Source organism: Acidovorax sp. 22279, from assembly GCF_052045435.1.
GTDB lineage: Bacteria > Pseudomonadota > Gammaproteobacteria > Burkholderiales > Burkholderiaceae_C > Acidovorax > Acidovorax delafieldii.
Window position 1 is genome coordinate 189787 of the sequence record NZ_JBQEOV010000009.1, and the last position, 24194, is coordinate 213980.

The following is a 24194-nucleotide window of genomic DNA, read 5'->3' on the forward strand; positions in this document are numbered from 1 at the left end:
CCCTTCCGCAACCCAAGGAGTTTTCCCATGTCCGATGCTTCCCGTGCTGATTCCCCTGTTGTTGTCTCCGATGCCACTGGAGTGGCGCGCCGCTCGTTGCTCAAGGGCACGGCGGGCATCCTGGCCGCTGGCATGTTCCCGGCCGTGCATTCGCAAGAGAAGATCGTGCTGCGCTACCTGGGCACGGCGGTGAACCAGGACAAGGCGATTGCCGAGAAGTTCAAGGCCGACACCGGCATCGAGATCCAGTACGTGGCCGTGACCACGGACGACGTGACCAAGCGCGCCGTCACCGCGCCCAACAGCTTTGACTTGATCGACACCGAGTACTTCTCGCTGAAAAAGATCGTGCCCACGGGCAACCTCAAGGGCATCGACACCAAGCGCATCAAGAACGCCGACAAGATCACCACGCTGTTCACTACCGGCCAGGTGGCCGGCAAAGCCGTGGGTGATCAGGGCACCGCACCCAAGAAGGTGATCTACCTGGAAGGTGAAAAGTCCAAGAAGTTCGCGACTGCGCCCACGCAGTTCATGAGCCTGATCCCCACCGTGTACAACGCCGACACGCTGGGCATCCGCCCCGACCTGATCAAGCGCCCGATCAACTCGTGGGCCGAGCTGCTCAACCCTGAGTTCAAGGGCAAGACCGCGATCCTGAATATTCCTTCGATCGGCATCATGGACGCCGCCATGGTGGTCGAGGCCATGGGCCTCTACAAGTACCCCGACAAGGGAAACATGACCAAGAAGGAGATCGATCTCACGATCAAGACCCTGATCGAGGCCAAGAAGCAGGGCCAGTTCCGCGCGCTGTGGAAGGACTTCAACGAGTCGGTGAACCTGATGGCTTCGGGCGAGGTGGTGATCCAGTCGATGTGGAGCCCGGCCGTCACCGCCGTGCGCACCAAGGGCATCGCCTGCAACTTCCAGCCCCTGAAGGAAGGCTACCGGGCCTGGGCCGCAGGCTTTGGCCTGCCCGCCACGCTGAGCGGCCGCAAGCTCGATGGCGCCTACGAGTTCATCAACTGGTTCCTCGATGGTTGGGCCGGTGCCTACCTGAACCGCCAGGGCTACTACAGCGCCGTGCTGGAGACCGCCAAGTCCAAGATGGAAGCCTACGAGTGGGCCTACTGGATGGAAGGCAAGCCCGCCACGCAGGACATCAAGAGCCCCAATGGCGACGTGCTGGCCAAGGCCGGTGCAGTGCGCGACGGCGGCAGTTATGAGTCGCGCATGGGTGGCATTGCCTGCTGGAACGCGCTGATGGACGAGAACAACTACATGGTGCAGAAGTGGAATGAATTCGTCGCGGCGTAAGGAGTGCACCCCCTGAGGCGCTGCGCGCCTTCACCCCTCTCTCGACCCGCTGCGCGGGTCGGGAGGGGGACGCCCCCGGTGCGGCGGGGCGGCCCTTGCACGGGGGCACTGGCCTTGAGCAGCGCCAGTCTCAAGAGCAAGCGCCGAACGGTAGACCTTTGGATTCATTGATTGCAAACACCATGAGCACCACCACCCCGTCCTTACCTGCTGCAGCCGTCCCCGGTCGTAGCATTGCCGCCTGGTGGCAGGCCGCGCCGTTCACGCTGGTGTTCGCGCTGTTTTTTCTGATTCCGCTGGCGCTGATCGTGATGGTCAGCTTCTGGGACTTCAATGAGTACGAGCTGTTGCCCGGCTTCACGTTCAAGAACTACGTGTCGATCTTCGCGGGCTGTGGCGATGCGTCGGAGGGCCTGTGTGTCACGCTCAAGACGTATTACTCCACTCTCAAGTTCAGCTATCTGGTGTGGCTGATCACGCTGGTGATCGGCTTCACCGTGGCCTATTTTTTGGCCTTCCATGTGCGCTCTTCGGGCATGCAGACCCTGCTGTTCGTGCTGTGCACCATCCCGTTCTGGACGTCGAACGTGATCCGCATGATCTCGTGGGTGCCGCTGCTGGGGCGCAATGGGCTGGTCAACCAGACGCTGATGGGCATGAACCTGATCGAGACGCCCGTGGAGTGGCTGCTGTTCTCGGACTTCTCGGTGGTGCTGGCCTTCGTGCACCTGTACACCATGTTCATGATCGTGCCCATCTTCAACAGCATGATGCGCATCGACCGCAGCCTCATCGAGGCGGCCAGCGACAGTGGCGCGAGTGGCTGGCAGACGCTGTGGAACGTGATCGTGCCGCTGTCGCGCACCGGCATCATCATCGGCTCAATCTTTGTGATCACCATCGTCATGGGCGACTTCGTGACCATCGGCGTGATGGGCGGGCAGCAGATCGCATCGATTGGCAAGATCATCCAGGTGCAGACGTCCTACCTGCAGTTCCCGCTGGCGGCGGCCAATGCCGTGATCCTGCTGGCCGTGGTGCTGATGATCATCTGGGGCCTCACGCGCCTCGTCGACATTCGCAAGGAGCTGTGAGATGAAAGACCGTGAATCTCGTCCCGCCAGCTTCTGGCCCCTGGCCATCTTCTTTGCGCTGTTCGTGCTGTTCATGTACGGGCCCATGTTCGTCATCTTCATCCTGAGCTTCCAGGGCCCCGAGGGCGGGCTCACTTTCCCCATGCGCGGCGTGTCGCTGCACTGGTTCTCCAAGCTGGCCGAAGGGCTGGGTGTGGTGGACATTGGCGCGGCGCTGTGGCGCTCGCTGGGCCTGGGCGTGGCGGTGATGTTGTGCACGGTGGTGCTGTCGGTGCTGGCCGGGCTGGCGTTTCGCAAGCGTCTGGCGGGCGGCAACACGCTGTTTTTCATCGTGGTGGCCAGCCTCATCATGCCGTCCATCATCGTCTCGCTGGGCATCGGACTGGAGTTCCGGCTCATCGACAACGGCATCAAGGCCGCGCTCGAATGGCTGGGCATGGAAAGCACGCTCGAAGGTTACGGCACCTCGCTGGGCCTGTTCACCTCGGCCCTGGGCGCGCACCTGACGTGGACGCTGCCGTTTGGCCTGCTCATCATGTTCGCGGTGTTCAACCGCTTCAACCCCGCGTACGAAGAGGCGGCGCGCGACCTGGGCGCCACCCCCTGGCAGGGCTTCGCCCACGTGGTGCTGCCGCTGATCGCACCCTCGGTCGTGGGCATCGGCATGTTCGGCTTCACCCTGAGCTGGGACGAGATCGCCCGCACCTCGCAGGCCATCGGCGACGCGAACACGCTGCCGCTGGAGCTGCAGGGCCTGACCAGCACGGTGACCACGCCGTCCATCTACGCGCTGGGCACGCTGACCACGGTGGTGTCTTTTGTGGTCATGGGTATCACGCTGGCGCTGGTGTGGGCATTGGGCCGCAGGCGCAAGGGCCGTTCGGGGTAAAAACGGCACCCTTATGACGACCACCCTCCCCAAGCCCCGGCGCGCGCGCGCTGCGGTCACCGAACCGCCCGTGCAGCCCGACACGACGGGCCAGCTCAGCGACAACGACATGTACGACCGCATGGTGTCGGCCATCCTCGACCACCGGCTACCACCCGGCACCAAGCTGGTGGAAGACAAGCTGGCGGCGGCCTTTGGCGTGTCCCGCACCCGCGTGCGGCCTGTGCTGGTGCGGCTGGCCAACGAGCAGGTCGTTACGCTCACGCCCAACCGGGGCGCATCCATTGCCCAGCCCACGCCGCAAGAGGCGCTGGAAGTGTTCGAGGCCCGCCGCCTGCTGGAGCCGCGTCTGGTGGAGCTGTTCATCGCCAACGCCACCGATGCCGACATCGCCGCGCTGCGCACCTGCATCGACGACGAAGAGGCCGCCCGCGCCAGTGGTGACATGCGCCGCGCCATCCGCCTGTCGGGTGATTTCCACCTGCACATCGCGCAGGCCGCAGGGCACCAAACGCTGGGCCGCATCCTGCGAGAGCTGGTCTCGCGCACCTCGCTCATCCTGATGACCTACAGCCCCAGCCACGCGCAGACCCGCGAAGAGGCCACGGCCTGCGGCTGCCGCGAGCACCGTGCGCTGATCGACGCCATCCGCCTGCGTGACGCGCGCGAGGCGCCCCGGCTGATGCTGGCCCACCTGGCTCGGATCGAGTCGCAGCTGGAGTTCACGCCGCCTGCGGCAGAGGCGCCCGATCTGGCGCGGTTGCTGGGCGGGGTCTGACGGTTTTTTCACACGCTTGCCCATGCGCCAACTGCTCGTCATCAACCCCAACATGTCGGCCCATGTCAGTGCCTTGCTGCAGCGGCATGTGCAGGGGGCTGCGGGCTCGCATGTGGCGGTGCGCACGGCCACGGCCCGCTTTGGGGCACCGTACATCGCGTGCGAGGCGAGCTACGCCGTGGCGGCCCACGCCGCGCTCGATGTGTGGGCGCATGAGATCGCACAGCCGCAGACTGCGCCCGACGCGGTGCTGATCGGCTGCTTTGGCGACCCTGGCCTGATGGCGCTGCGCGAGAGCAGTCCGGTGCCCGTCACCGGCCTGGCCGAAGCGTCATTCATCGAGGCTGCGCGCCACGGCCGCTTTGCCATCGTCACCGGCGGCGAGCGCTGGGGCCCCATGCTGCAGCGGCTGGCCCAGGCGCTGGGCCACGCCCACGCACTGGCAGGCATTCACACCGTCGCCCCCACCGGGGCGCAACTGGCGGCTGACCCCGAAGCAGCCCGTGCCTTGCTGGCCCAGGCCTGCCGGGATGTGGTGCGGCAGATGGGGGTGCAGGCCGTCATTTTGGGTGGGGCGGGGCTGGCAGGCATGGCTGCCGCCGTGCAGCCGCAGGTGTCGGTGCCCGTGATCGACAGCGTGGTGGCCGGTGCCACCTGGGCGCTGCGCGCGCACCCCGTGCCACCGGAGCGCAAGGTGGCGGGGTTTGATGTGGCCTGGGTGGGGGTGTCGCAGGAAATGGCGGCGCTGGGCACCCGCTGCGTTGTCTGACCCGGCCTTGCAGGCTGGCGGTTGCGCAAGGGATCGAAACCTCTGCCAGAGCGCAGGTTTTGAGTGTTTTTGGCTGGATGCGCCAGAAGAATATGCGCTGGTTGCTATGAAATTTGAAGCACTGTGCTTTCTGCGCGTTAGGGCGCCAGCGTCTTCGGCCGGTAGTCGCAATACTCGCTCACCACACATTCCCAGCAGCGCGGCTTGCGCGCCTGGCATACATAGCGGCCCAGCAGGATGAGCCAGTGGTGCGAGTCCACCGCATAGGCGGCGGGCACGCGCTTCATCAGCTGCAGCTCCACCGCCAGCGGGTTCTTGCCCGGTGCCAGGCCGGTGCGGTTGCTCACGCGAAAGATGTGCGTGTCCACCGCCATCGTGGGCTGGCCAAAGGCCACGTTCAGCACCACGTTGGCCGTCTTGCGGCCCACGCCGGGCAGGGCCTCCAGCGCCTCGCGCGTGCGGGGCACCACACTGCCGTGCTGCTCCACCAGGATGCGGCAGGTCTCCATCAGGTTCTTGGCCTTGGTGCGGTACAGGCCGATGGTCTTGATGTAGCCCTCCAGCCCCTCCAGTCCCAAATCCAGGATGGCCTGGGGCGTGCCTGCCACGGGGAACAGCTTGCGCGTGGCCTTGTTCACACCCACGTCAGTGGCCTGGGCCGACAGCAGCACGGCGGCCAGCAGCTCGAACGGGGTGGTGTATTCCAGCTCCGTGTTGGGCATCGGGTTGGCCGCCTTGAGGGTGGCGAAGAAGGGCTCGATCTGGGCGGTTTTCATCATCATCGTTGGCGGAGTGGGACAGGGGGCTGGCTTCTTTTGGCGGGCGTGGCCGGTGGCGCATTGTCCCGCAGCTGCGCCTGCAGAAACTCCAGTAACATGCGCACGGCAGCGGGCAGGGTGCGGCCGCTCAGGGTCTGCAGCTCGGCGGCGCGGGCGCTCATGCCGGGCTCGCGGATCTGGGCGGCATGCATCTCGCCGCGCTGCACCCGATCGCGCACCGTCACCTCGCCCGAGATGGACAGGCCGCCGCCATGCAGCACAAAGTGCATCAGCGTCTCGAAGTGGTTGCACACCAGCGCGGGCTCAAAGACCAGGCCCCGCTGGCTGCAGCCAATGTCGAACAGCTGGCGCACGGTGTTGTCCCGCTCGGGCAGGGCGATGGGGTAGGCGTGCATCTGCGCCAGCGTGACGGAGTGGGCGCGTGCCAGCGCGTGGTCGGGCCGCATGATGGCAATGACGGGCGCGGCCTGGCGGTGCTGCACGGTGATGTCCCGCTCGGCCGAGCGGCTGTAGGTCAGCCCAATGTCCGCATCGCCGTTGAGCACCGCCACGGTCACAGCTGCGGGGCTGGCCACGCGCAGGTGGAACTGGATGCCGGGGTACTGCAGGCGGAACTGCGCCATCACGCGGGGCAGGAACTCGATGGCAAAACCCGCAGAGCTGCAGATGCGCACCAGCCCCGTGCGCAGGCCCTGCAGCGCCTGGATGTCGGAGACCACGCGGTCGGCCTCCAGCGCGCCGCGCCGGGCATGGGCGGCCAGTAGCTCGCCCGCCGCGCTGGGCGCCATGCCGCGTGGGCGCCGGTCAAACAGCGGCACGCCCAGCAGGTCTTCGAGGGCGGCGACTTGGCGGCTCACGGCCGAGGGCGACACATTGAGGCGCGCGGCGGCCTCGCTGACCGAGCCGCTGCGCACCACTTCCAGAAAGTAGCGCAGCGCGGTGTCCTGCAAGCGGCTGGAAAGCATCGGGGGCCTTTCGGGGGGTGGATTGCGTAAAACGCAAAGATAACCCCAGAAATCGTTGATTGTCGAAACGCAGCGGGCTGCTTATGCTGACTCACCAATGACACATTCACCGGCCCCAGCCCCCATGCCTTCTGCAAACAGCGTCACCCCGGGTGGGACCCCCAGCCCCATCGTGGACTACACGGCCACCGAACTGTCGCGCGCCATCCATGCACGGGAGGTCTCCTGCACCGAGGTGCTTGACGCCTACCTGGCCCAGGTGGACCGGCTGAACCCCGTGGTGAATGCATTGGTGGCGATGGCGGACCGCAACGCCCTGCGCACGCAGGCGTCAGAGCGCGATGCGCAACTGGCGCGTGACGAGAGCCTGGGCCCGCTGCATGGGTTTCCGCAGGCGCCCAAGGACATCATGCCCGCCGCAGGCATGGTCACCACGCGGGGCTCGCCCATCTTTGCCGGGCAGGTGTCGGCCACCGACGCCGTGGTGTTCGAGCGCATGCGCGCAGGCGGCGCACTGTTCATCGGCCGCAGCAACTCGCCGGAGTTTGGCCTGGGCGGCCACACCTACAACCCCGTTTATGGCACCACACGCAACGCCTGCAACCCGTCTGTGTCGGCGGGGGGCAGCAGCGGCGGCGCAGCCGTGGCGGTGGCATTGCACATGCTGCCCGTGGCAGATGGCTCGGACATGATGGGCTCGCTGCGCACGCCCGCGGCGTTCAACAACGTATACGGCCTGCGCACCTCGTTCGGCCTGGTGCCGCACGGGCCGACGGAGGAAGTGTTCTTCCAGCAGTTCAGCGTGGCCGGGCCCATGGCGCGCAACATCCCGGACCTGGCGCTGCTGCTGTCGGTGCAGGCGGGTTTTGATGCGCGCCTGCCGCTCACGCGCCGGCACGAGGATGTGGCCCTGCTGGGCCAGCCGCTGGAGCGCGACTGGCGCGGTGCCCGCATCGGCTGGCTGGGTGACCTGGGGGGCCATTTGCCCACCGAGCCCGGCGTGCTGGCCACCTGCGAGCAGGCGCTGGAGCACTTTCGCACCGTGGGCTGCACAGTGGAGTCGGTGGTGCCCGCGTTCGACCTGAAGCAGCTGTGGAACGCCTGGATCGACCTGCGCAGCTTCAGCGTGGCAGGGGCCAATGCGGCCCTGTATCGCAACCCGGCCACGCATGCGCTGCTGAAGTCCGAGGCGGTGTGGGAGATCGAGCGTGGCATGCGCCTGATGGCCCTGCAGGTGTACGACGCGGCCCGCGTGCGCAGCGCGTGGTATCAGGTGCTGCGCGGCCTGTTCGAGCAATTCGATTTTCTGGTGTTGCCCGCTGCGCAGGTCTTTCCGTTCGATGCCGGGCTGGACTGGCCCCACGAGGTCGGCGGCCGCACCATGGACACCTACCACCGCTGGATGGAGACCGTGGTGCCCGCCACCATGGCCGGCCTGCCCGCGCTGGCAGCCCCCGCAGGCTTTGGCCCCGGCGGCCTGCCTGCGGGGCTGCAGATCATCGGCCCGGCACAGTCTGACGCCGCCGTGCTGCAGATCGGCCATGCCTACGACCAGGCCAGTGGGTACGCGCGCCAGCGCAGCCCCTTGCTGGGGTGACCTGGGCCTCGCTGCTCGCCATTCCGTCTCCCACCGTGAACCCCCGCTACCCCCCGCTTTTGTCAACGTGCTTTCTGGAGAGCTTCACCATGCTGCGTTCCCTCTTCGTATCGAGTCTTCTGCTCAGCGCCCTGGTGCTGGGCGCGCCCGGCCTGGCGCAGGCACAGACTTACCCCGACCGGCCCATCAAGCTGGTCGTGCCTTTTGCCCCAGGCGGAGCCACCGACATCCTGGGACGTTTGCTGGCTACGGCCCTGGGAGAGCGTCTGGGGCAGCCCATGGTGGTCGAGAACCGGCCCGGCGCGGGCACCGTGGTGGCGGCGTCCATAGTGGCCAAGGCGCCCGCTGACGGGTACACGCTGCTGCTCGGGTCCAACACCACGCTCACCATGAACCCGGCCATCCGCACCAACCTGCCGTACGACCCCATCAAGAGCTTCACCCCCCTGGCCCTGGTGGCCGACATGGGGCTGCTGCTGGTGGCCCACAACAACACCCCGGGGCAGTCGCTCAAGGACATCGTGGCCCAGGCCAAGGCCGCGCCGGACAAGTTCTCGTACGGCTCCTATGGCACGGGCTCGTCGGTGCACTTTGGCGCCGAGATGCTCAAGACCACCGCAGGTTTTCCGATGATGCATGTGCCTTTCAACGGCAGCTCGCCCAGTCTCACGGCGCTGATGGGCGGGCAGGTGCAACTGGCGGTGGACACCGTGGTGGCATCCACCCCGCTCATCAAGTCCGGCAAGATCAAGGCGATTGCGGCGCTCAGCCCGCAGCGCCTGGCCTTGCTGCCCAATGTGCCCACGGTGGCCGAAAGCGGCTACCCCGGCTTTGACATGGGTTCCTGGTTTGCCTTTGTGGGGCCTGCAGGGCTGCCCGCACCCGTGCAGAAAAAGCTGGAAAAGGCCCTGGCCGAGACCATGGCCTCGGCGGAGTTCAAGAAGAAGATGGTGGACATCGGCCTGACGCCGCTGGGTGGCAATGGCGACGCGCTGCGCGCGCGCATTGAACGCGAGCTGCCACTGATGCGCGCGGTGGCGGCACGGGCGGATATCCGGGTGGATTGACGGTCGGCGCTGAAAAGGGCTACCCGGCCCGTCAGCGCAACCCCATGGGATTCAGCGCGTCCGCTTGACCGGAATGCACAGCCAGCACGGAAAGCGCCCCGTGGCCGGGTCCACCGCAAAGTCCTCGTCGTAGATCTCCAGCGCAGCGCGGGGCTCCCATTCCCAGCCGTCGGGGATCTGGCCCGGCGTGCCCATCTGCGCCCAGGCGGCGGCAATCTCGGGCCCCGTGCCCACAAAGTGCATGCAGGCGTAGTCGCCGCCTTCGTAGTCCATCACCTGCACATCGGGCCCGGTGCGCAGGCCCACGCCAATCTGCACCGCTGCGTCATAGCGGCACTGCTCGGGCGGCGTGCAGCCCGGGTCGTCGTGGCTGAAGCCATAGAACTTGGGGCGCGGATCATCCAGCCGATGGGCGGCACACCAGCTGCCAAAACGCTCCCACAACTCGGTCAGGCCCGGGTGGCCGTAGGCGCCGGTATGGCGCATGGTGGCAAGGCGCATGCGGGGCAGGGTGCGGAGGGTCAGGGTCATGGCGGGCAGGGCAGTGGCGGTGGACGGAAAACCCAGTTTAGAGCCTCTTGGAAAGACACCGCATGAATCCTGCGTCGCAATTGGCGACAATGCACAGTTTGTTGCCAACCACTTCTGTCCACGCCATGCAATTTGCCGACCGCCTGAACAACGTAGAAACCTCCGCCATCCGCGAGCTTTTCAAGCTGCTGGGCAAGCCCGGCATCATCAGCTTTGCGGGTGGCTTTCCGGACAGCGCGATGTTTGACGTGGAAGGCATCCGCGCAGCCAGCAACGCCGCCCTGGCCGAAGAGCCTGGCGCAGCATTGCAATATGGCGCCACCGAGGGCTACAACCCGCTGCGCGAGCAACTGGCCGCCTTCATGACCAGCAAGGGCGCCAAGGATGTCGCGGCCGACAACCTCATCGTCACCACCGGCAGCCAGCAGGCGCTGGATCTGCTGGGCAAGACCCTCATCAGCCCCGGCGACAAGGTGATTGTGGAAGGCCCGACCTTCCTCGCCACCATCCAGTGCTTTCGCCTGTACGGCGCCGAACTCATCAGCGCGCCCATCGATGGCAACGGCGTGAAGACCGACGAGCTGGAAAAGCTCATTGCCGAGCACAAGCCGAAATTCGTTTACCTGATCCCCACCTTCGGCAACCCCAGCGGCGCCATGCTGAGCCTGGAGCGCCGCAAGGCCGTGCTGGAGATGGCCATCAAGCACAACACGCTGATCGTCGAGGACGACCCCTACGGCGACCTGTACTTTGGCGATGCGCCTCCACCCAGCCTGCTCAACCTGTCGGCCACCGTGCCCGGCAGCCGCGATCTGCTGGTGCACTGCGGCAGCTTGAGCAAAGTGCTGTCGCCCGGCCTGCGCGTGGGCTGGATGATTGCCCCGGCCGAGCTGCTGGGCAAGGCCACCATGTGCAAGCAGTTCAGCGATGCACACACCAGCACCTTTGCGCAGGCCACGGCCGCGCAGTACCTCAAGGCCGGCCGCATGCCTGGCACCCTGGCCCATGTGCGCAAGGTGTACGCCGAGCGCGCCCAGGCCATGGGCGATGCGCTGCGCAAGGAGCTGGGCGACGCCATCGAATTTGTGCAGCCCCAGGGCGGCCTATTCGTGTGGGCGCGCCTCACGGGGGCAGGCGGCAAGGTGGCCGATGGCAACGTGCTGGCCAAGCGCGCGATTGATAAGGGCGTGGCCTTTGTGCCCGGCACGCCGTTCTTCTGCGCCAACCCGGACCACGCCACCTTCCGCCTGTCGTTTGCGACGGCCGATGTGGACAAGATCCGCGAAGGCGTAGCGCGCCTGGGCCAGGCGATCTGACGCCTCCATGTCCGACACCAACGATCTCGCCAACGTTCTCCAGCGTCTCGAAAGCCTGGAGATCAAGGCCAGCTTTACCGAAGACCTGCTGGACCAGCTGAACATGACCATCTACCAGCAGCAGCAACTGATCGATCGGCTGACGCACGAAGTCATTCAGCTGCGCCAGCAGGCGCCCGAAGGCGGCTCGAACGGCCCGCGCAACCTGCGCGACGAGCTGCCGCCGCATTACTGATCTAGAGATCTAGGCTTTCACGGACCGCCAGGCTGCGTCCGCCAGTTCTGTGCGGTAGGTGGTGGGCGACGGCAGGCCACCTTGGGCAGCGTTGCCCGACAGCCAGGCCCTGCAATAGCTCTGCACCGGCCCCATCACCAGCGATGGCATCAGCTCGCACGGCAGGTCGCGCAGCGCGCCCGATCGGCGGTGCGGCTCGAACCAGGCCACCAGCGCCTGGTTGCGGCGCCGTGCGGCCTCGGCCAGGTCGGGCGTGCGCGGGCCCGCTGCCACTGCGCTGCGCGCCTGGAACATGAACCGCGCCCGCTCGGGCTGCGCCACCACCCAATCCAGGTAGCCCGTGACCAGGGCCAACACGCCCGCCTCCACGCCCTGGGCGGCATCGAGGTGCGCCTGCACGCTGCGCGACTGGTCGTGAAAGATCTCGAAGAACAGCGCTGCCACGATGCCGTCGCGGTTGCCAAAGTGGTGATAGATGCTGCCCACGCTGGCCCCGCAGCGCGCCCGCACGCCGTCGATGGTGACTGCATCCACGCCGCCTTCGGCCGCGCAGGCCAGGGCGGCGTTCAGGATGTCCTGGCGGCGGTCGGTGGTTGCTTCGGCAGGGGATGAGGTGAGGGGCGGGGAATTGCGGCTTGCCATGGAACGGGATTCTAGAATAAAGTTCTAGAAAATACTTCTAGTTCACGATCCTTCCATGCATTCCTCTCCTCCCATGGCCGCTCCAGCCGCCGCTGCCTCCATGCCTGGTGCCGCGTTGTACCCGCACCTGCTTGCCCCGCTCGATCTGGGCTTCACCACCCTCAAGAACCGTGTGCTCATGGGCTCCATGCACACCGGGCTGGAGGACGGGCGCGACCTGTCTCGCATGGCGGCGTACTTCCGCGAGCGGGCCGAGGGGGATGTAGGCCTGATCGTGACGGGTGGCTTTGCGCCCAACATCGCGGGCTGGGCCAAACCGTTTGCGGGCACGCTGGCGACCTCTGGCGCGGCCAAGCGCCACCGCGTGGTGACCGAGGCCGTGCACGAGGCGGGCGGCAAGATCGCCCTGCAGATCCTGCACACGGGCCGCTATGCCTACCACCCGCTGGCGGTGGCGCCGTCGCGGCTGCAGTCGCCGATTTCGCCGTTCACGCCGTTCGCGCTGTCGGCGAGCGGGGTGGAGCGACAGATCCGCGCCTTCGTGCGCTGTGCAGTGAAGGCGCGCGAGGCGGGCTACGACGGCGTGGAGGTGATGGGCTCGGAGGGCTATTTCATCAACCAGTTTCTGTCGCAAGCCACCAACCTGCGGCGCGATGCCTGGGGCGGCGACTACAGCCACCGCATGCGGCTGCCGGTGGAGATTCTGGCCCGCATGCGCGAGGCCGTGGGGCCGGACTTCATCATCATCTACCGCCTGTCGATGATCGACCTGGTGCCTGGCGGCAGTGCGTGGGACGAGATCGTCACCCTGGGCAAGGCCGTGGCCACGGGCGGGGCGAACATCGTCAACACCGGCATTGGCTGGCACGAGGCGCGGGTGCCCACCATTGCCACCAGCGTGCCGCGCGCAGCGTTTGCCTGGGTCACGCAAAAGATGAAGGCCGAGTTTGCGGCGGCAGGCATCACCACGCCGCTGGTCACGTCCAACCGCATCAACACGCCCGAGGTGGCCGAGCAGGTGCTGGCCGATGGCTGCGCCGACATGGTGTCCATGGCGCGGCCCCTGCTGGCCGATGCGGCGTTTGTGAAGAAGGCTGCGCAAGGACGGGCCGACCGCATCAACACCTGCATCGCCTGCAACCAGGCCTGCCTGGACCATGTGTTCCAGAACAAGACCAGCAGCTGCCTCGTCAACCCGCGTGCTTGCCATGAGACGGAGCTCGTGTACCGCCCCGTGTCGTCGCGCAAGCGCATCGCGGTGGTGGGCGCGGGGCCTGCAGGCCTCACCGCTGCCACGGTGGCTGCCGAGCGTGGCCACGAGGTCCACCTGTTTGACGCGGCGCCCGCCATCGGCGGCCAGCTCAACATGGCCAAGGTGATTCCGGGCAAAGAAGAGTTCCACGAGATGCTGCGCTACCTGGCCACACGCGTGGAAGACACGGGCGTGTTGCTGCATCTGAACCGCAAGGTCGCAGCCGCCGACTTGGCTGGCTTTGACGAGGTCATCGTGGCTACGGGCGTGGAGCCACGTGACCCGAAGATCCCCGGCCAGGACCACCCCAAGGTGCTGAGCTATATCGACGTGCTGCGCCACGGCAAGCCGGTGGGCGAGCGCGTGGCCATCATCGGCGCGGGCGGCATCGGCTTTGATGTGGCCGAGTTCCTCACGCACGGCGAGCACCCCTCCACCACGCTCGATTTGCCCGCCTGGAAGGCCGAATGGGGTATCACCGACCCGGCCGAGGCGCGCGGTGGCCTGGCCGCCAGCGGCCCGCGTGTGACGCCCCCTGCACGGCAGGTGACGCTGCTGCAGCGCAAGAAGGGCAAGCTGGGCGGCGGCCTGGGCAAGACCACGGGCTGGATCCACCGCACCGTGCTCAAGATGAAAGCGGTGGAGATGGTGGGTGGCGTGAACTACGAGCGCATTGCCGACGAAGGGCTGCTGGTCTCGTACGGCGAGAAGCGCGAAGACCCGACCTGGATCCCTTGCGACACCGTGGTCCTGTGCGCGGGCCAGGTGCCGTTGCGCAGCCTGGCGCAGGACCTGGAGGCCCAGGGCCGCAAGCCCCACCTCATCGGTGGTGCGCTGGAGGCCGGCGAGCTGGACGCCAAGCGCGCCATCGACCAGGCGGCGCGGCTGGCAGCCCGGCTGTAGGTCGGTGCGTACATCGCCTGCAGGGGCTCACAGGGTTTCACAGGGCCTGTCAGGCGTGTTGTTGAGGTCTTTTTGGCTGGTAGCGCTAGTGGAATATGCCTGAGCAGCTATATTTTTGATAGTGAATACAGGATGGCGACTGCCGTGATGGGTCACGGCGGCTGTGCCCTCCTTATCCCTGAGGCGGACAGATTCAAGGCGTTGAACACCCGCAGCGCTGCCCACGCGTCGTTGGCCGCGTAGACCAGCTGGGCCTCGCTCAGCCGGGCGTTGGCCCAGTTGGAGGTGGCGGCTTTTTTGGACTTGATGAAGCGCCGGTTGAACAGCACCGCCACAGCCCCTTTCACGCCCATGTCCTTGCGGTAGCCGCGTTGGCGGAACACGGTGTTCAGTTCCAGCACATCGGCCGGTTGCACGCCCAGCTTGTGCTGGATGCGCTTGGTGTCGTCACCCAGCCCAAAGCCCGCCTTGGTCACACCCTGCAGGGCCAGCAGCTCGGCCACGCGCGCTCGGCAGCCGGGGTCGTGCAGCTGGAACACCCAGGCCCGCTCCAGCGTAGCCAGTTGCACGATGTGCGGCCCGTCCGACGGCTCATCGCGCACAAAGGTGGGTTTGGATTCGGTGTCAAAACCCCAGGCACTGGCGCTGGCCAGCGCCTGGCAAGCCTGGTCGGCCTGTGCAGGCGTGGCGACCAGCGCAATGCGGTCCATGCCCAGGCGTTCAAAGGGTTCCAGCAGCGCGATCTGGTCTTTGTCTGGCGTGGGGCGCTGGGTAGTGCGCGCAGAGGGGTGGCGGGGCGCGGAGGGCGGCTGGCGCCGCGAAGGAGGAGAGGCCGTCATGCGGGCCATTGTGCCGTGTAGGTGTCCCTTCAGCGTTTGCCGGTTTTGCGCAAGCGGGGGGCTTCCTCCATCTGGCCCAGGGCTTGCTCACAAGCCGCCACCGACTGGGCCTGCCGCCCCGCCAGCCAGCCTGCGCCAAACCAGGCCTTCAGGTCGCCGGACTCTGCAAGCTCGCGGTACAGCGCTGCCGCCACACGCTCGTCATTGAGGTGGCCCAATGCCGACAGCGCTGGCTGCAGGCTGTCCAGAAACCGGGCGCTGTGTGCATCCAGCGCGGGCGCCACGAACTCTGTGAGGTAGCGCAGGCGTTTGAGGCGTTTGCGCAGCCGGTGCTGTGCCTGGGGCGTGCGCGTGGCAAAACCCCGTGCGCCTTTTTGCACCTGGGCATGCAGTGCGCGCAGGCGCTGCTGCAGCCGGCGGCGCGTCGCACGGGCGTCCAGGCCTGCTGCGGCGTCGCCCGTGGCGTCCAGCCCTGGGGTGGTAAAGGCCATCAGATACACGAGCGCTTCCTGAAAGGCCGTATCGCGCACGGTCTGTTGCGCGGCCTGGGCCACCAGAGCGGTGTTGTCGCCCTGGTGGGTGGACAGGGGCGGCGCTCCGGCGGCCTGCAGTTCGGCACCGATGCGTTGCATCACCTGGCTGCGGTCCCGCAGATGGCCGAGCTGCTGGAACACCTGGACCAGGGGCGGCTCCCAGGCGGGGTCAAAGTTGCCTGGGGCCAGCGGCGCCAGCTCGCGCAGGGCGGTGCGCAGGCGGCGGATGCCGATGCGCAGCTGGTGCAGCAGCTCCTCATCACTCGCACCTTCGGCAATGTCGCTGGCGGGGCCCAGGATTTGCTGCAGGCACTGCGCCACCACGGCGCGCTGCAGGGCCTGCCCGGCGGGCAGTTGCTGGTACAGGGGGGACCGGGGTCGGGCCTTGCGGGGCGAACCGCTGCTGGCTGGGCTGTCAGATGGAATGGGAATGCCAGATGGACTGCCAGCTGGTGCCAGCAGGCGCTCGCCCCGTTCGGCCTTGGACACGGTGCTCAGATACAGCCCGTGCCGCGTGGCCCACTGCGCGGCGAGCGCTGCAAGGCCCGCCACCGGCCCGGCCTTGAGTTCCAGCTCCACCTCGCAAATGGGGGCCTCGGCCTGCTGGGGCGTGCCCCGGTGGGCCACCACCCGGCCGGTGTCCAGCGCCAGCTCGACCACCGCTCCCTGGCGGGTGATATCGCGTGTCAGCCGGTCCATCTCGGTGCCATAGGTTTCGACGAGGGGGCCACCAGCGGCTTGCAGGGCCTGCTGCAGCTGGGCGCCTGCCACGGTGCCACTGTGCAACTGGGGCAGGGGTTCGGGCGCGATGCCTTCTATGGCGGGGCCGCGTGCGACGTTGTGCTCCTGCCGGTCCAGCGGACCATCGCCCAGCGCCTTGACGGTTTGCACCCACTGGTCGCCCTCGCGCCGCAGGCGAAACGCTATGCCGCGTGACGCCAGTGCGCCGTCGGGCGTGTCGAAGTAGCGAGCCTCCATGCGGATGGCGACACACCGGCCCCGGCGCACCGCCGCTTGCACGGCAGCCAGACGGTCGGGCGGGATGCAGAACTTGAATTCGATTTCCATGGTGGATGCATTATCCCGTGGTATCCCCATCGCAGGGCCGCGCCGGATGAAGGGCGCGCAGAGGTTATTCTCCAATAATGGAAAATCATTGATTCAAGTGAGGGTGTATTGATTATGAAGGGCGATTGAAGGAGGATATCAAGCTCATGCCCAGCGGTTTTCCTTGATTATCCCGGATGGAGGTGATGATTTTGAATGCAGACGCCTGAACCCGGTCTGGCAGGCGGACAAAATTATTTTCTTGCACCAGGGTGTCGCCATTGAGGAACGACCAGAGGATGAACCGGAGCGCCTGGGCTGTCAGGTCGGGGTTCTGCGTGACCTTGGGGAACACCACAAACGTGCCCATGGTGATGGGCCAGGCCGATTTACCGGGCCGCTGCGTCAAGGTGCTGTGGAAAACTCCGGTGGCCGACCAATCGCTGTTGGCCAGTGCCGCCTTGAAGGCATCGATGGAGGGTTTGACAAAACTGCCGTCGGCATTTTTCATCTGCACAGTGGTCAGGCCGTATTCGGCCACATAGCCGTGGTCCACATACCCGATGGCGCCCACCGTGTCGCGCACGCCCTTGGCCACGCCGTCGCTGCCCTTGAAGGCCAGCACACCCACAGGCCAGGCGATGCTGGTTTTGGCGCCGTACGATGATTTCCATTGTGGGCTCACCTTGCCCAGGTAGTCTGCAAAGTTGTAGGTGGTGCCCGACCCGTCGGCCCGCACCACCACCTTGATCGGCAGGTCGGGCAGGGAGACATCGGGGTTCAGTGCGGCGATCTCTGCCGCGTTCCAGCGGGTAATCTCGCCCATGAAGATGCGGCTGAGAGCCTCACCCGTCAGGCGCAGCTGGGTGTTTTGCACTTTGGGCAGGTTGACGATGGGGCTGATGCCGGTGATGGCCACGGGCAGCGCCAGCAGGCCGTGCTCCAGCAAGTCCTTCTCTGCGGGGTACACGTCCGTCGCGCCAAAACCGACGGCCTGTTGCTGGATTTTTTTCATGCCCGCGCTGGAACCTACCGGGTCGTAGTCCACCGCGCTGCCAGTGGCCTTGGCATAGGCCTTGGCCCAGCTGCGGTAGATGGGCGCCGCCGCCGACGAACCAGCGCCCGTCACGGTCTGTGCGCTGGCCAGGCCCGCCTGCACAAGCGCCACGGTCACCAGCAAAAGGAAGTAAATATATTTCATGTGTTTTATGTAATGGTTTTTATGAATAACGATATGCCATGCAGGATTTCAGGTGCAGTGAAATTCACGCGTGTTCATTGAGCAGTCGGACAGATTTCGGTGCCGATCCTAGCAAAATGACAGCGATTTGAAGCATTGGCCTGAACGGCTAAGGTTTCTCGCGGAGTCACTAATCTGTCATTTGAAACAATTAGTATCTTTCGCATCCCATCGGGGGCTTGTTGCACGGCGGGTGGTTGGCTTACCCCCCGCAGCAACACGCGTTCGCTCCCACAAGGCGGCGGCGCCCTGGTGGACCTTCACGAAAGATTCAGATGCTTCAAAAAATGAAAATTGGTACCCGCCTGGCCCTGGCCTTTGCCGTGCTGCTGTTGCTGATATCGGCCCTGGCGGCCGGTGGCATCAGCGGGGCCAAGCGGTTGACCGAGCGCAGCGCTGCCCTGTATGGCGATCGCACCGTGCCCATGGGCGTGCTGGCCGAGATCAGCCACCTGACGCAGCGCAACCGCGTGCTGGTGATGGACATGCTGATGGACCCCGGCACCAGCAACCTGGAGGCCAGCCACGCAGCCCTGACCGCCAATGTCGAGCGCATCCAGGCCCTGTGGAAGGAGTACGCCGCCAAGCCCCTGGGGGCCGAGGAGCAGGCCCTGGCGCAGGCCTTTGCCGATGCCAACGCCACCTATCTGGACAAGGGCCTGATCCCGGCGTCGGCCGCGCTGGTGGCCGGCAAGTACGACGACGGCTCTGAGCTGTACATCACCCAGATCCGCCCCAATGCGCTCAAGGTGCAGGACGCCATCGAGCGCCTGGTGGCGCTGCAGATCAACGTGGCGGCGGCAGAGTTTGCCGGGGCGCGCGCCATGAGCGACACCATCCACTGGTGGATGCTGGCCGCCACCGCCCTGGCATTGCTGGCAGGTGCTGCGATGGCCTGGGTCATCACCCGTTCCATCTCGCGGCCGCTGCGTCAGGCCGTGGTGCTGGCACGCACCGTGGCGGGGGGCGACCTGACGGCGCAGATCGATGTGCGTGGCAACGACGAGACCGCCGAGCTGCTGGGGGCCCTGCGTGAGATGAACCACCAGCTGGTGCGCGTGATCACCGAGGTGCGCGCCAGCACCGAGACGGTCGCCCACGAGGCCGTGGTGATGGCGGGCGGCACCGAAGACCTGGCACGCCGCACCGAGGTGCAGGCATCCAATCTGCAGGAGACGGCCGCGTCGATGGAGCAGCTGACCATCACGGTGCAGCACAACACCGACAACGCCCAGCGTGCCACCGCCCTGGCGCAGGAGGCCAGCAGCGTGGCCAACGAAGGCGGCAGCGTGATGCGCGACGTGATCGCCACCATGCAGGAGATCAAGACCCAGTCGCAAAAGATCACGGACATCATCAAGGTGATCGACGACATCGCCTTCCAGACCAACCTGCTGGCGCTGAATGCGGCTGTGGAGGCGGCGCGTGCGGGTGAGCAGGGCCGGGGCTTTGCCGTGGTGGCTGGCGAGGTGCGGGGCCTGTCGCAGCGCAGCAGCATGGCGGCCCGGGAGATTCGCGGCCTGATCTCGGCCAGCGTGCAGGGTGTGGAGCGCGGGTCCACCCTGGTGGGGCAGGCGGGCGAGCGTGTGGCCAACACCGTGCACCATGTGAACCAGGTGGTGTCGCTCATCACCGCCATCAAGGATGCCGGGCAGGAGCAGGCCCGGGGCATTGCCCAGATCGGAGAGGCCGTGCGCCAGCTGGACGCGGCCACGCAGCAGAACGCTGCGCTGGTGGATGACAGTTCGTCTGCCTCGACCGGCATGAAGAATCAGGTAAGGCGCCTGCTGGAGGTGATTCACCAGTTCCGCCTGTCGCCAGATATGCCCCTGCCTGCTGCAGGCGCGCCCTTGCTGGAAACGGCAGGGTTGCCCCCTGCTGTGGCTCTGGAGGGCGGGGCTGGCAGTCGCGCGCAACTGGCCATCTCGGCCCGCTAGCCCGGCGGCGGCGTGGTCTCTGCATCGCGTGGCCTATGCAGCCAATGACTGAGACATTGCCACCCACCACGCCAAGACCTGCGCCATGAACCGCACCGACGTATTGATCGCGATTGCCGAGGTGGCGCGCAGTGGCGGCGCTGCCGCCCCCGAAGACGCCATCTCCCAGCTGGCGATGCTCATTGATGATCTGGAGCTGTCCTGCAGCGGCTCGGAGCAGGTGATGGAGATGCTGCTGCGCATCGCCGCCTGCCTGTGGAACCTGCAGCAGGAACGCATGCGCCTTTGAACAGGTGCCTTGGCATGCTGCATGGCCCTGATCTCTCACCAATCAGGGCGACGGAAATGATCACTCGTCCAGCGTCTCGAGCGAAGCCACCTGGTTGCGTCCCCGGTGCTTGGCCAGGTACAGCGCCTGGTCGGCGCGGTCGAGCATGTCGCGCAGGCTGCGATCGCTCTGGCGGAAGGTGCTCACCCCTAGGCTGGTGGTCACGCAGTAGCAGTGGCCTGCTTCGTCCGTCAGTTCCAGCGCGCTAACACTACGCAGCATGCGCGTGGCCACCTCCAGGCCCTCGGCCAGTGTGGTCAGCGGCAGCAGCACGCCAAACTCTTCGCCGCCCAGGCGGCCCACAGCATCGCTGGCACGCAACTGGCCCTTGATGGCCTGTGCAAACGCCAGCAGCGCCCGGTCGCCCTCCAGGTGGCCAAAACGGTCGTTGATGGCCTTGAAGTGGTCCAGGTCCAGCATCAGCAAGGTCAGCGGCTCGCCGTTGCTGCGTGAATGGGCATAGGCCGACTCGGCGCATTCCAGAAACGCGCGGCGGTTGGCAATGCCCGTCAGCATGTCGGTGGTGGCCAGGCGCTGCAGCTCGCGCTCCAGGTTCTTGCGCTGCGTGACGTCGCGGTAGATGCCTTCGACCCCCGCAAAATTGCCTGCATGGTCGTACAGCGCATGGCTGCTGATGGAGATGTCGATCACCGTGCCATCGCGCCGCACCATCTGACCCGGAAAGTCCGACACCTCGCCGTGCTCCATGATCGCGGCCTTGAACGCGTCGCGGTCTTTGCTTTGGGGGTAGTACGACTCGGCCGTGCGGCCTTCGATTTCGTGGGGCTCGTAGCCCAGCACCCGGCGCACGCCCGGGCCCACATGCTGCACGGTGCCCTGCGCATCGGTGCGGTAGTACACGTCCTGCATGTTCTCGAACAGGCGCCGGAAGTTCTGCTCGCTCTCGCGCAGCTGGGCCTCGATCTCGCTCTGGTGTGTCATGTCCATGCCGCACATGAGCACGGCGGGGGCACCGTCCCATTCCATGGCCACACTACTGATCAGCACCATGCGCAAGTTGCCGCGCTCGGTGCGGATACGGAACTCGGAGGACTTGTTGGGCCGCCCGGCCTGCTCGGGCACGGCCACCTGCTGGATACGGTTGGTGGAGCGCACCTGGTCCAGGGGGTGCACAAAGTCGCCAGACAGCCGCCCGATCAGGCTGTCGATACTGGGCGCCTCCAGCAACTCCATGCTGGCGGCGTTGGCAAAGCGGATGGCGCCCTGTTGTGTGACAAGCACAGCCGCTGGCAACAGGTGCAGCAGGCGCAGGTCGTGGTTCATGGGCTGGTGGTAACCAAAAGTAATGCACCATTGTGGCACCTGGATGCGCCGGTGTGAAACGGCACCTGTCGCAGGCGGTACTATCGCCCATGAGAAAAACTTTCCAACTCCACGTTGAAGGCAAGAACCGCGATCGCGTTCTGGATGCCGTCAAGCACGAAATCCGCAAGTACATCAAGCGCGAACGGCGCCGCGACCTGCCAGAAGGCGCCGATTTCTGGGACTTTGACTGCCAGTTTGGCTGCACCAAGGAAGACGCCGCCGTGGCGCACCTGGCCGCCCTGACCGGGCTGATCAACGGCGTGGCCGCCGAGGGGGGCGCCCAGTTCTATGTGGAAATTCTGGCCAAGCCCGGCAAGCGCACACCCCGTCCGGCTGGTGAGGCTTCACACAGCGGGCCAGATGGCTTGGACGCGGACGACGAAGAAGGCGCGTAAGCCCTGGCGCTGGGTGGATGCCACCCCGCTCACCCTCAGTCAAGCACTGCAGGCCCCTTTCAGGGGCCTTTTTTGTGCGCAGCGGGGGCATCGGCTGCCTGCGCCGCTGCTGCGCGCAGCTTGTCCTTTTTGCTGGGGCGTTTGCCCTTGATGCCGCCGGTGCCCCCGGGGTCGGTGGATGGTGCGGGCGCGGGAGCCTCGGTGGGTTCAAAGCCCGCAATCTGCTCGCGTGGGATGGTGAGGTGCTGGCGTTTTTCGATCAGCCGGAAATGCGCCTCGGCATCGGCGGTCACAAAGCTCACGGCCATGCCGCTCTCGCCCGCCCGGCCGGTGCGGCCGATGCGGTGCACATAGTCCACGGCCGATCGGGGCAGGTCGTAGTTCACCACGGCAGGCAACTGCGCAATGTCGATGCCGCGTGCTGCGAGGTCGGTGGTCACGACCACCTGCCAGCGCTCGTCCTTGAACTCCTGCAGCACCTGGTTGCGCGCGCCCTGGCTCAGGCCGCCGTGGAAGGGCGATGCAAAGATGCCCGCCTTGTACAGCTTCTCGGCCACATGCTCGGCCGCGTATTGCGTGGCCACAAACACCAGCACGCGCGACCAGTTGTGCTCCTTGACCAGGTGGCGCAGCAACTGGGTACGGCGGCTCGCATCCACCGCAATGGCGCGTTGTTCGATGGCAGGCTCGTTACCCGGCGTGTGGGGCACCTCTACGCGCACCGGCTGCTTCAGCAGGCCATCGGCCAGCGCCTGCACTGCGGTTGGGAATGTGGCCGAGAAAAACAGGTTCTGCCGCCGGGCTGGCAACAGCGACAGCACGCGCTGCAGTTCCTCGGCAAAGCCCAGGTCCAGCAGCCGGTCTGCTTCGTCCAGCACGAGGTGTGCCACGGCCGACAGGCGCAGTGCGTTGTGGTCCACCAGGTCCAGCAGGCGGCCCGGCGTGGCCACCACAATGTCGGCGCCGCCGCGCAGGCCCAGCATCTGCGGATTGATCGACACGCCGCCGAACACGATGGCGATCTTGAGCGGTTGCTGCAGGTGCTGCGCCAGGCTGCGCAGCACTTCTCCCACCTGCGCTGCCAGTTCACGGGTGGGCACCAGCACCAGGGCGCGCACCCGGCGCGGGCCGCCAGTGGCGCTGAGCTGCAGCTGCTGCAGCAAGGGCAGGGCAAATGCCGCCGTCTTGCCCGAGCCCGTCTGTGCGGCACCCAGCAGATCTACCCCCTGCAGGATGGCCGGAATGGCGCCCACCTGAATGGGCGTGGGCGCCACAAAGCCCGCCTGGGCGGCGGCATGGACAAGGGCGGGGGACAGACCGAGGGAGGCAAAAGGCATGGAAAGGCGCTGGTAATGCGTTGAGGAGGGCACGCAAGGCAGCGCGGACAAAGCAGTAATGGCCCGCATTGTCGCCGCGTTTGCCCGATGCCCTCATGCCCGGTGCGTTCTCACAGGCCAGCAATGCGCGCCTTGCACTTGCAAGATTGCAGGGAATGCGAGTGCTCGGCCCCTGCGTTGGGCAACCGATAATCGGGCCGCCCCGTTTTTCGTTGACAGTTTTCCCGGACCCGAACCCCATGGCTTTGCCCCTAGATACCTCCGCCATTACCCACGGCATCCAGCTGGCGGTGGCGCCCGTGTTTTTGCTCACTGCGGTGTCCGGCATGATCGGCGCGGTGGCCGGCCGCCTGGCCCGGATCATCGACCGGGCGCGTGTGGTGGAAGACCGCGCGCGCGTCAATGCCGAACCCGAATTTCTGGCCCGTGCCTACAAGGAGCTGGCGGACTTGCGTTTGCGTGGACGGCTGGCCAACGGTTGTATTGCGCTGCTGACGTTTTGTGCCTTCCTCATTGGCACGACCATCATCCTGCTGTTTCTGGGCGAAACCACCGACTTTCAGTCCAGCCGCCTTGCGGTGGGCGGGTTTCTGGCGGGCGTTGCCTGCTTTTTGCTGGCGCTGGTGTGTTTTCTGACCGAGACGCTGCTGGCCACACGCCTGCTCGACTTTCACATGCTGCAGCAAGAGGTGGAGGGGAAGAAGCCATGAAGTCTTTTGCCGACCTGGGTGGCCTGGTGTATTCCACCGAGTCAGGCCGCATGTGCCCTACCTGCCGCCAGCCGGTGGCGCAGTGCGTGTGCAAGCAGAACAAACCGCTGCCCACGGGCGACGGCATCGTGCGCGTCTCGCGCGAGACCAAAGGGCGTGGCGGCAAGGCGGTCACCTTGGTCAAGGGTGTGCTGGTGGACGAGGCCGCGCTGGAGCAGCTGGGCAAGCAGCTCAAGGCCGCCTGTGGCAGCGGAGGCACGGTGAAGGACGGCGTGATCGAGGTGCAGGGCGATCATGTGGAGCGTGTGATGGCCGCGCTGCAGAAGCTGGGCCACAAGGTCAAGCGCGCGGGCGGCTGAGCGGGG

24 protein-coding genes are annotated in these 24194 nt (G+C 66.3%); 15 read left to right on the forward strand and 9 right to left on the reverse strand.

Annotated features, from left to right (window positions below):
• Window positions 1-27: 27 nt before the first annotated feature.
• The 5 genes from ACTJKQ_RS13810 to ACTJKQ_RS13830 all read left to right on the forward strand — a co-directional run bounded on the left by ACTJKQ_RS13810 (window position 28) and on the right by ACTJKQ_RS13830 (window position 4850).
• Window positions 28-1320: an ABC transporter substrate-binding protein gene (locus ACTJKQ_RS13810; protein ID WP_056747170.1), complete on the forward strand. Its 1293-nt coding sequence runs from the start codon at window positions 28-30 to the stop codon at window positions 1318-1320.
• Window positions 1321-1502: 182 nt separating this feature from the next.
• On the forward strand, window positions 1503-2414 hold the full coding sequence (locus ACTJKQ_RS13815) for an ABC transporter permease (protein ID WP_440597153.1): 912 nt from the start codon (window positions 1503-1505) through the stop codon (window positions 2412-2414).
• Between the two features lies 1 nt (window position 2415).
• A complete protein-coding gene (locus ACTJKQ_RS13820; RefSeq protein ID WP_440597154.1) occupies window positions 2416-3303 on the forward strand; it encodes an ABC transporter permease in 888 nt (295 codons plus the stop codon).
• Between the two features lie 13 nt (window positions 3304-3316).
• Window positions 3317-4081, forward strand: coding sequence for a GntR family transcriptional regulator (locus tag ACTJKQ_RS13825; protein ID WP_056747172.1), 765 nt, complete (start codon window positions 3317-3319; stop codon window positions 4079-4081).
• A gap of 22 nt (window positions 4082-4103) precedes the next feature.
• Complete coding sequence (locus ACTJKQ_RS13830; RefSeq protein WP_288851425.1) at window positions 4104-4850, forward strand: aspartate/glutamate racemase family protein; 747 nt, start codon at window positions 4104-4106, stop codon at window positions 4848-4850.
• Window positions 4851-4987: 137 nt separating this feature from the next.
• On the opposite strand, the gene nth is transcribed toward ACTJKQ_RS13830, so the two are convergent.
• Together nth and ACTJKQ_RS13840 are read right to left on the reverse strand one after the other, a co-directional pair.
• Window positions 4988-5626: an endonuclease III gene (nth, locus tag ACTJKQ_RS13835; RefSeq protein ID WP_056065129.1), complete on the reverse strand. Its 639-nt coding sequence runs from the start codon at window positions 5624-5626 to the stop codon at window positions 4988-4990.
• Between the two features lie 2 nt (window positions 5627-5628).
• Window positions 5629-6594, reverse strand: coding sequence for a LysR family transcriptional regulator (locus ACTJKQ_RS13840; protein ID WP_440597155.1), 966 nt, complete (start codon window positions 6592-6594; stop codon window positions 5629-5631).
• 124 nt (window positions 6595-6718) lie between these two features.
• Here ACTJKQ_RS13840 and ACTJKQ_RS13845 point away from each other — a divergent pair, with 124 nt between their 5' ends.
• Together ACTJKQ_RS13845 and ACTJKQ_RS13850 are read left to right on the forward strand one after the other, a co-directional pair.
• The gene (locus ACTJKQ_RS13845; protein WP_440597156.1) at window positions 6719-8191 is read left to right on the forward strand and encodes an amidase; all 1473 of its coding nucleotides are present in this window, start codon (window positions 6719-6721) and stop codon (window positions 8189-8191) included.
• Window positions 8192-8280: 89 nt separating this feature from the next.
• A complete protein-coding gene (locus ACTJKQ_RS13850) occupies window positions 8281-9258 on the forward strand; it encodes a Bug family tripartite tricarboxylate transporter substrate binding protein (protein ID WP_440597157.1) in 978 nt (325 codons plus the stop codon).
• Window positions 9259-9309: 51 nt separating this feature from the next.
• Here the strand turns inward: ACTJKQ_RS13850 and ACTJKQ_RS13855 are convergent, their stop codons facing one another.
• Window positions 9310-9789, reverse strand: a complete 480-nt coding sequence (locus tag ACTJKQ_RS13855) for an AraC family transcriptional regulator (protein WP_099730632.1) — start codon at window positions 9787-9789, stop codon at window positions 9310-9312.
• Between the two features lie 125 nt (window positions 9790-9914).
• Between ACTJKQ_RS13855 and ACTJKQ_RS13860 the strand changes: the two genes are divergently transcribed.
• Both ACTJKQ_RS13860 and ACTJKQ_RS13865 read left to right on the forward strand, forming a co-directional pair.
• A complete protein-coding gene (locus ACTJKQ_RS13860; protein ID WP_440597158.1) occupies window positions 9915-11105 on the forward strand; it encodes a PLP-dependent aminotransferase family protein in 1191 nt (396 codons plus the stop codon).
• A 7-nt stretch (window positions 11106-11112) separates the two neighbouring features.
• Window positions 11113-11340 carry a SlyX family protein gene (locus ACTJKQ_RS13865; RefSeq protein ID WP_008906148.1) on the forward strand — a complete coding sequence of 76 codons (228 nt, stop codon included), beginning with the start codon at window positions 11113-11115 and terminating at the stop codon, window positions 11338-11340.
• A 9-nt stretch (window positions 11341-11349) separates the two neighbouring features.
• Here the strand turns inward: ACTJKQ_RS13865 and ACTJKQ_RS13870 are convergent, their stop codons facing one another.
• Entirely contained in the window at window positions 11350-11982 is a 633-nt protein-coding gene (locus tag ACTJKQ_RS13870; RefSeq protein ID WP_440597159.1) for a TetR/AcrR family transcriptional regulator, read from the reverse strand.
• 100 nt (window positions 11983-12082) lie between these two features.
• Between ACTJKQ_RS13870 and ACTJKQ_RS13875 the strand changes: the two genes are divergently transcribed.
• Window positions 12083-14137 carry an oxidoreductase gene (locus ACTJKQ_RS13875; protein ID WP_440597181.1) on the forward strand — a complete coding sequence of 685 codons (2055 nt, stop codon included), beginning with the start codon at window positions 12083-12085 and terminating at the stop codon, window positions 14135-14137.
• Between the two features lie 152 nt (window positions 14138-14289).
• On the opposite strand, the gene ACTJKQ_RS13880 is transcribed toward ACTJKQ_RS13875, so the two are convergent.
• The 3 genes from ACTJKQ_RS13880 to pstS all read right to left on the reverse strand — a co-directional run bounded on the left by ACTJKQ_RS13880 (window position 14290) and on the right by pstS (window position 17757).
• A complete protein-coding gene (locus ACTJKQ_RS13880) occupies window positions 14290-14985 on the reverse strand; it encodes a 3'-5' exonuclease (RefSeq protein ID WP_440597160.1) in 696 nt (231 codons plus the stop codon).
• A gap of 20 nt (window positions 14986-15005) precedes the next feature.
• Complete coding sequence (locus ACTJKQ_RS13885; RefSeq protein WP_440597161.1) at window positions 15006-16577, reverse strand: CYTH and CHAD domain-containing protein; 1572 nt, start codon at window positions 16575-16577, stop codon at window positions 15006-15008.
• A 112-nt stretch (window positions 16578-16689) separates the two neighbouring features.
• Window positions 16690-17757: a phosphate ABC transporter substrate-binding protein PstS gene (gene pstS, locus ACTJKQ_RS13890; protein WP_440597162.1), complete on the reverse strand. Its 1068-nt coding sequence runs from the start codon at window positions 17755-17757 to the stop codon at window positions 16690-16692.
• Window positions 17758-18083: 326 nt separating this feature from the next.
• Between pstS and ACTJKQ_RS13895 the strand changes: the two genes are divergently transcribed.
• Both ACTJKQ_RS13895 and ACTJKQ_RS13900 read left to right on the forward strand, forming a co-directional pair.
• Window positions 18084-19733, forward strand: coding sequence for a methyl-accepting chemotaxis protein (locus ACTJKQ_RS13895; RefSeq protein WP_243415609.1), 1650 nt, complete (start codon window positions 18084-18086; stop codon window positions 19731-19733).
• A gap of 85 nt (window positions 19734-19818) precedes the next feature.
• Window positions 19819-20022, forward strand: a complete 204-nt coding sequence (locus ACTJKQ_RS13900) for a hypothetical protein (RefSeq protein ID WP_056747226.1) — start codon at window positions 19819-19821, stop codon at window positions 20020-20022.
• Window positions 20023-20082: 60 nt separating this feature from the next.
• Here ACTJKQ_RS13900 and ACTJKQ_RS13905 read toward each other — a convergent pair whose 3' ends face one another.
• Window positions 20083-21345 (reverse strand): sensor domain-containing diguanylate cyclase, encoded by a 1263-nt coding sequence (locus ACTJKQ_RS13905; protein WP_440597163.1) that lies wholly within the window; start codon window positions 21343-21345, stop codon window positions 20083-20085.
• An 89-nt stretch (window positions 21346-21434) separates the two neighbouring features.
• Here ACTJKQ_RS13905 and ACTJKQ_RS13910 point away from each other — a divergent pair, with 89 nt between their 5' ends.
• Complete coding sequence (locus ACTJKQ_RS13910; RefSeq protein WP_440597164.1) at window positions 21435-21782, forward strand: DUF6172 family protein; 348 nt, start codon at window positions 21435-21437, stop codon at window positions 21780-21782.
• Window positions 21783-21841: 59 nt separating this feature from the next.
• On the opposite strand, the gene ACTJKQ_RS13915 is transcribed toward ACTJKQ_RS13910, so the two are convergent.
• Window positions 21842-23119, reverse strand: coding sequence for a DEAD/DEAH box helicase (locus tag ACTJKQ_RS13915; RefSeq protein ID WP_440597165.1), 1278 nt, complete (start codon window positions 23117-23119; stop codon window positions 21842-21844).
• 239 nt (window positions 23120-23358) lie between these two features.
• Between ACTJKQ_RS13915 and ACTJKQ_RS13920 the strand changes: the two genes are divergently transcribed.
• Window positions 23359-23829, forward strand: coding sequence for a DUF2721 domain-containing protein (locus ACTJKQ_RS13920; RefSeq protein ID WP_056064262.1), 471 nt, complete (start codon window positions 23359-23361; stop codon window positions 23827-23829).
• The gene (locus ACTJKQ_RS13925; protein ID WP_291436202.1) at window positions 23826-24188 is read left to right on the forward strand and encodes a translation initiation factor Sui1; all 363 of its coding nucleotides are present in this window, start codon (window positions 23826-23828) and stop codon (window positions 24186-24188) included. The genes ACTJKQ_RS13920 and ACTJKQ_RS13925 overlap by 4 nt, the downstream gene beginning before the upstream one ends.
• Window positions 24189-24194: the final 6 nt, after the last annotated feature.